We start from the raw sequence: 6,420 nt of genomic DNA, 5'->3' as shown, positions 1-6,420 counted from the left end.
ATGGCGGCACCGTCGGCGTCACGTCTGTCCCCGGCGACACACGCTTCACCCTCGGGTTGCGACCGGTCCACGTCGAAGCCTGCTAGAAGGAGAACCCAACAGCCATGGCCCGCTTGTCCTATCCGCACAGCATCGACGATGCCCCGGAGGCGTCACAGCCCGCATTGCGGGCCGTCCATGCGCAGCTGGGCTTCACACCGAATTCCTTCAAGCTCATGGCGCTGAGTCCCGCGACGCTCTCCGGGGTCATCGCCCTGCAGGGAGCGTCGAGCCATACTGTCGACCATCGGACGCGCGACGTCGTGGCACTCGCGGTGTCTCAAGTGAACGAATGCGACTATTGCTTGACCGCGCACAGCTATGCGGCCTCGGCGTTCGGCCACGCCACCGACGACGATATCGCGCTCGCCAGGCAGGGACGTTCGACCGATCCCAAGCGCGCCGCGGCGGGTGCCTTCGCCCGTCGGGTGATCGAAGAGCGGGGCAGGATATCCGACGCCGACCTCTCCGCCGTGCGTGCCGCGGGCTACTCTGACAAGCAGATCGTCGAACTTGTCACCCTCGCGGTGCAATTCATGCTCACCAACGTTCTCAACAACGTTGCCGAAACCGATATCGATTTCCCGCCCGTGGCCACGGTGTGACCGGATCAATGAGGGGATAATTGTGAATGTTCTGGACGAGATCCTCGTCGGGGTCCGCGAAGACCTTGCCGAGCGTAAGCGCGCGACGTCGCCGGCCGAGTTGCGGTCGCGAGTAGCCGACATGGCACCGGCTCTCGACCCCCTGCCGGCCTTCGGGCGACCAGGGGTGTCGATCATCGCCGAGGTGAAGCGTAAGAGTCCCAGCAAGGGTGAGCTTGCCGACATCCCCGATCCCGCATCGCTGGCCGGCCAGTACGCCGCAGGTGGTGCGGCGGCCATCAGTGTGCTGACCGAGCGGCGTCGCTTCGGCGGCTCTCTCGCGGACCTCGACGCGGTGCGTGCCCGGGTGGATATACCCGTTTTGCGCAAGGATTTCATCGTCGAGCCCTATCAACTCTGGGAGACGCGAGCCCACGGCGCTGACCTGGCACTGCTGATGGTGGTGTCGCTCAGCGACGCTCAGCTGACCGAGTTGTTAGGCGTGTGTGCCGAGGTAGGGCTCACGGCCCTGGTCGAATCCCACACGGCCGAGGAAGTCGAGCGTGCGGTCGATTCCGGTGCGAAACTGCTCGGTATCAACGCCAGAGATCTGACCACACTCAAAGTGGACCGTTCCGTGTTCGCCGACCTGGCGCCGCGTATCCCGGAAGGTGCGTTGCGGGTGGCGGAGTCGGGGGTGGCGGGTCCGCGGGATGTCGCGGAATACCACGGGTGGGGCGCCGATGTGGTGCTGGTCGGCGAGGCGCTGGTGCGGTCGGGGGACCCGCGTACCGCTGTTCGCGATTTCATCGAGACTGCGAACGCGTAGGCCGCACAGTCCCGACGGACGTGACGTGGTGTCGCCGTCTCTCGCAGGGTGGTGTGTCCGCTATCCGCTTCGTGAAACCGCGTTGTATTCCGCCAGTTTGGTGCGGAGCCGAGCGCGACCCCGCGATATACGCGACATGACCGTGCCCAGTGGGATCTCCAGGAGCACCGCTGTCTCGGCGTAGGTGCGACCTTCGACGCCCGTGTAGTACAGCACCTTCTGAAACCCGTCTGGCAGCGACTGAACCGCCTCTCTCAGCTCACGGTCGAGAAGACTGTCGAGAGCCTCGTCCTCGGCCGAACGACCTTCTCGGGTCGAATGAGATGCACTGCCGGCCAAGTCGCGGTCGGTGATCTCGTCGACGTAGCAGGAGGCCGGACGCCGCTGCTTCATTCGGTGACAGCTGATCCATCGGTTGCGCATGATGCAGAACAGCCACGCTCGCGCATTCGTGCCGGACCGAAACCGGCGAAACCCCAAGTAGGCGTTCGTGAGCGTGTCCTGCACAAGATCCTCGGCCTCGGTTTCACTGCGGGTGAGCCTGCGGGCTGCGCGGAGCAGGACGGCGTAGTGCGGCATGGCTTCGCGTTCGAACCGTGCGGCCAGCTCCGCATCCGATTCGACGACGCATTCGACCGTTGGTGCGGCGTTCATCGAAATCCTCGCTGTCGTCCTGTATTCGAGTGATAGCGCGTGGACGGGTTCGCGCCCGAAGGCCGTGACCGGCGGCTGTGAGACGGGGCCGCCGACACATCCTCGGTGGGGTGGAGTGGAAGACCGCGGCTGCGGGGCGGCGCCGTCGAATGGCGACGTTACCCTGCCAGCACCTTCTCTCGCGACCGCCGGGGCGCGCGCTATAAGGCGATGCGATAACGAGGCAACACCGGTGTTAACAGGCCACCTTAATAGGGACTAGATAGTCCAATTCCGAGTGATAACGTTGCACACCAATCGCTGATCCGAGCCCTGAAGCGGGCTACGTCCGGGCCAACCTCAAGTCTGTCTCCCGAGGAGCTGAAGAAGTACCGACCGTTCGTCGGGGCCGCGACGGCGTAGTGAAATACGAATGGAGAGAGCATGTCACACGATGAGCACACCGGGACCGTAGTCAGTCAACCGAGAGACTACCAACTGGCCACCATCGCGCCACTGGTTGCTCGTTACGCACTGGTTGTGGTCCTCGCCTGGTTCGGCGCCATGAAATTCACTTACTACGAATCACACGGCATTTCACCGCTGATCGCCAACAGCCCCTTCGAGAGTTGGATTTACGACATCATCTCCATCAGGACGTTCGGCCGGCTCCTCGGCACTGTCGAACTGATAACGGCAGTGCTGCTCGGTCTCAAGCCGTGGCTTCCGAAGGCCTCCGTCGTCGGCGGCCTACTGGCCTCGCTGTTCTTCCTGAACACCCTGAGCTTCATGATCACCACCCCCGAGGTCGGTGAAGCATCTGCCGGAGGCTTTCCCGTGCTGTCCGCCAACGGACAGTTCTTGATGAAAGACATCGCGCTCTTCGGCTTATCGGTGTGGCTACTCGCCGACGCAATTGACGCGGCCCGCAGGAAGGCGAGGATCGCCACGAAACCCTCTGACACCGGCCAGGCTTCCTGACCGGGCCGCCACCCCGACCATTCAGAGAGACCCCATGAGTCCACCCCGCACTCCTGCCGTACCCTTCATCAGCCCGGACCTCCCAGACTCCACCCGGCAGCCCTCCTCGATCGTGATCGTCGGTGGAGGATTCGCCGGATTCGAGTGTGCGCGCCGGCTCAGCAGGCAGCTCCAACGGCGCCGCTCCGACGCCACCGTGACCCTGATCTCGCCGGTCGATTACCTGCTGTACACGCCCCTCCTGCCGGAGGTCGCCGGTGGAGCGATGGACCCCCGGTTGGCGACGGTGCCGTTGGTCGACATGCTGCCGGGCGTCCGACTCGTTCGGGCTCATGTCGATTCGGTGGATCTGTCCGCACGTTCGCTGCGCTGTCGCGACCAGGAGAACACGACCCACGAGCTGTCCTGGGATCGGCTCGTACTGACTCCGGGTTCGATCAGCCGCCTGTTCGACATACCGGGCCTGGCCGAACACGCACGCGGGCTCAAGTCGACGGCGCAGGCACTCTACCTGCGCGACCACATAATCGAACAGTTCGAACTTGCCCGCATCGACACCGACGATGAGCGCGCCGCCGCACGTAAAACCGTCGTGGTCGTGGGATCGTCCTACTCCGGAACGGAGCTCATCGCCCAGCTGTGCGCGACGGCCGCGGAGGCGGCCCGCCGCTTCGGCTTCGAGCCTGGTGGGGTCCGGTTGATTCTGATCGAACGCTCGGGACGGTTGATGCCCGAACTCGGCGCCGCACTCGCCGCCCGAGCCGAGCGGGCGCTCAGAGGGCGGGGGGTGGAGATCGTGGTCGGTGTCACCCTTTCCCGGGTCGAGGCGGACCATGTCGTCCTCAGTGACGGAACCCGGATAGGCACCTACACCGTGGCATGGGTGGCCGGTGTGGTCGCCAACCCGCTCATCGCGGCGACCGGGCTGCCGACCGAGAAGGGCCGGCTCAAAGTCGGGGCGGATCTGCAGGTCCCGGGCTTCGACGGGGTCTACGCCGGCGGTGACGCGGCAGCCGTCCCCGATGTCACCAACCACGGAACGATAACGCCGCCGACGGCGCAGCACGCAAGCCGGCAAGGCAAGGCCCTCGCCCGAAACGTCGCCGCCAGCCTGGGTTACGGTCGGGCACGCGCATATCGGCACCGCGATCTGGGCACCGTCGTCGACCTGGGCCCCGGATTCGCTGTCGCCAATCCGTTCAACATTCACCTCTCGGGATTCGCCGCGAAACTCGTGACCCGGGTCTACCACCTGTACGCCATACCCCGAAACGCGAACAGGTGGGCCGTCGCACTGGGATACCTCACCAACGTCCTGTTTTCCCGGCCGCTGGTGTCGATCGGGTTGGCCCAATCGTCTCTCGCCCGGTTCTCGGCCAGTGAGGAATTCATGCCCGCAACGGCGTCCCCCGAGATGCATCCGACTGACGACCGAATGTATGCCGACGACCTTCGCTACCAAAGAGCATCAGCCGACGCTACGGCGGTGCCGTCGCGCGCCGACTGAGGCGGCATCCGTCGTGAAGCCACCGAATCCGAGCGCATCCGATCATCCGCTCGGCCCGAACCGCTCGGTCCGAATGGCAGCAGGCGAATGACCGTGTCCGATGAGCGTTGTGGTCACCGATTCCACGAATCCCGTTGGTCCGCAGACATAGACGCGTGGAGGGTCTTCGCAAGGCCATCCGGGAGCGGCGAGATCACCGGGGCCGATCCGGCCCGGTGGGCGGGTGGTCCCCGGTGCCGCCGAACGGGTGTAGACAACGGTGACGTGTAGCCAGTCGCAGTCACGTTCGAGTTGGGCCAGCTCGTCGGCGTAGTAGACATCGGCCGGGGTGCGCACCGAGTATACGAGCCAGAACCGCGCGTTGCCTGTCAGTAGCCGCTGCAGCAGCATCGCCCGCAACGGCACGATGCCCGATCCGCCGGCGACCAGGAGGATTCGGGTGCCCTCGCGCGGCCGCCAGACGAACCAGCCGCCGATGGGCCCGCGAAGTTCGATTTCCTCGCCGGGGCGCACGCTGGTCAGATAGGGGGAGACCTCGCCATCGGTGATCTGCTGGACGGTGAGCTCGATGCGCTCGCCGTCGGCGGGCCGGCTCAGCGAGTAGCTGCGTTGCGCGCTGTACCCGTCCTCGGCGGTCAGTTTGAGATCGATGTGTTGACCGGCCAGGTGCCCATCCCAGCCCGGTACGACGAGCCTGATGGTGCGCGCTGATCCGGTCTCGGGAATCGACTCGACCACCCGGGCAACGCGCCACGGCAACCTGGACCGTACGCCATCGACCACGAGTCAATCCCCGGCATAGCGTTGCTCGCGCCACGGGTCGCCGTAACCGTGATAACCCAGGCGCTCCCAGAATCCGAGGGTCTCGCTCTCGAGCAGGTCGATGGACCGCACCCACTTCACCGACTTCCAGAAATACAGGTGCGGCACCAGCAGCCGCGCCGGGCCACCATGCGCGGCGGGCAGGGGTGCGCCCTGGTAACCGTCGACGATCCAGGCCTTGCCGCCGAGAAGGTCGGGCAGCGGGATGTTGGTGGTGTAGCCGCCGTAGGAACCGATCAGTGCGAATTCGGCGGTGGTCTCGATGGATTCGAAGAGCGAATCCAGGGAGACGCCTTCCCATTTCGTGTCCAGCTTGGACCAGGTGGTGACGCAGTGAATATCGGCGGTGAGCCGCTGGCGGGGTACTCGCTTCAGCTGGCCCCACGTCCATGCGTGCTCGGTGCCAATCTCGTTTCGGATGGTGAATCGCCAATTATCGAGATCGATGTGCGGGGTCGGTCCGGTTTGTAGGACGGGGAAGTCCGTGGTCAGGTGTTGGCCCGGCGGCAGCTGGCGGGCCGATTCGTTCCGGCGGCCACGAAAGCCTTTGTTGACGACAGTCACCGGTTCTCCTTTGTCGTGGTGATGGAACGGCCGACGTGGGATTCGGCGCGGATCCGTTCGACCATGTGCGGGTAGTGCAGCTCGAACGCCGGCCGTTCGGAACGGATCCGGGGCAGCTCGGTGAAGTTGTGCCGCGGCGGTGGGCAGCTGGTGGCCCACTCCAGCGAGTTCCCGTGACCCCACGGATCGTCCACGGTGACCGGCTCGCCGTAGCGCCAGCTCTTGACCGTGTTCCACAGAAACGGCAGCACCGAGATGCCGAGGATGAACGCGCCGATCGTCGAGACGACGTTGAGCGTGGTGAACGCGTCGGTGGGCAGGTAGTCGGCGTAGCGGCGCGGCATACCGGCCGCGCCGAGCCAGTGCTGCACCAGCAAGGAGGAGATCGGAAGAGCCTCGGGTAGGGAAGTGTGTTTTGTCGCTGGTGTAGAAAACGGTGGTGGCCGGAACAGAAAAAAAAG

7 protein-coding genes and 1 pseudogene are annotated in these 6,420 nt (G+C 65.1%); 4 read left to right on the top strand and 4 right to left on the bottom strand.

The window, feature by feature from the left end:
* Positions 1-104: 104 nt before the first annotated feature.
* Together ACWDTP_RS36530 and trpC are read left to right on the top strand one after the other, a co-directional pair.
* Entirely contained in the window at positions 105-644 is a 540-nt protein-coding gene (locus ACWDTP_RS36530) for a carboxymuconolactone decarboxylase family protein (RefSeq protein ID WP_450028096.1), read from the top strand.
* A 22-nt stretch (positions 645-666) separates the two neighbouring features.
* The gene (trpC, locus tag ACWDTP_RS36525) at positions 667-1,452 is read left to right on the top strand and encodes an indole-3-glycerol phosphate synthase TrpC (RefSeq protein ID WP_450028095.1); all 786 of its coding nucleotides are present in this window, start codon (positions 667-669) and stop codon (positions 1,450-1,452) included.
* 60 nt (positions 1,453-1,512) lie between these two features.
* On the opposite strand, the gene ACWDTP_RS36520 is transcribed toward trpC, so the two are convergent.
* Complete coding sequence (locus tag ACWDTP_RS36520) at positions 1,513-2,106, bottom strand: sigma-70 family RNA polymerase sigma factor (protein WP_450028093.1); 594 nt, start codon at positions 2,104-2,106, stop codon at positions 1,513-1,515.
* A gap of 423 nt (positions 2,107-2,529) precedes the next feature.
* Between ACWDTP_RS36520 and ACWDTP_RS36515 the strand changes: the two genes are divergently transcribed.
* The gene (locus ACWDTP_RS36515) at positions 2,530-3,066 is read left to right on the top strand and encodes a YkgB family protein (protein WP_450028092.1); all 537 of its coding nucleotides are present in this window, start codon (positions 2,530-2,532) and stop codon (positions 3,064-3,066) included.
* Between the two features lie 112 nt (positions 3,067-3,178).
* Positions 3,179-4,573: an NAD(P)/FAD-dependent oxidoreductase gene (locus ACWDTP_RS36510; RefSeq protein ID WP_450028097.1), complete on the top strand. Its 1,395-nt coding sequence runs from the start codon at positions 3,179-3,181 to the stop codon at positions 4,571-4,573.
* Positions 4,574-4,615: 42 nt separating this feature from the next.
* Here ACWDTP_RS36510 and ACWDTP_RS36505 read toward each other — a convergent pair whose 3' ends face one another.
* The 3 genes and pseudogenes from ACWDTP_RS36505 to ACWDTP_RS36495 all read right to left on the bottom strand — a co-directional run.
* A complete protein-coding gene (locus tag ACWDTP_RS36505) occupies positions 4,616-5,356 on the bottom strand; it encodes a ferredoxin reductase (protein ID WP_450028091.1) in 741 nt (246 codons plus the stop codon).
* Positions 5,357-5,359: 3 nt separating this feature from the next.
* Positions 5,360-5,959: a sulfite oxidase-like oxidoreductase gene (locus ACWDTP_RS36500; protein ID WP_450028090.1), complete on the bottom strand. Its 600-nt coding sequence runs from the start codon at positions 5,957-5,959 to the stop codon at positions 5,360-5,362.
* A pseudogene (locus tag ACWDTP_RS36495) lies at positions 5,956-6,342 on the bottom strand (cytochrome ubiquinol oxidase subunit I); the annotation flags it as partial. The gene ACWDTP_RS36500 and the pseudogene ACWDTP_RS36495, both read right to left, overlap by 4 nt.
* Between the last annotated feature and the right edge of the window lie 78 nt (positions 6,343-6,420).

The organism is Mycobacterium sp. NPDC003449 (genome assembly GCF_053588415.1).
Note: the sequence above shows the minus strand (reverse complement) of the source record. Positions and strands in the feature narration are given on the sequence as shown.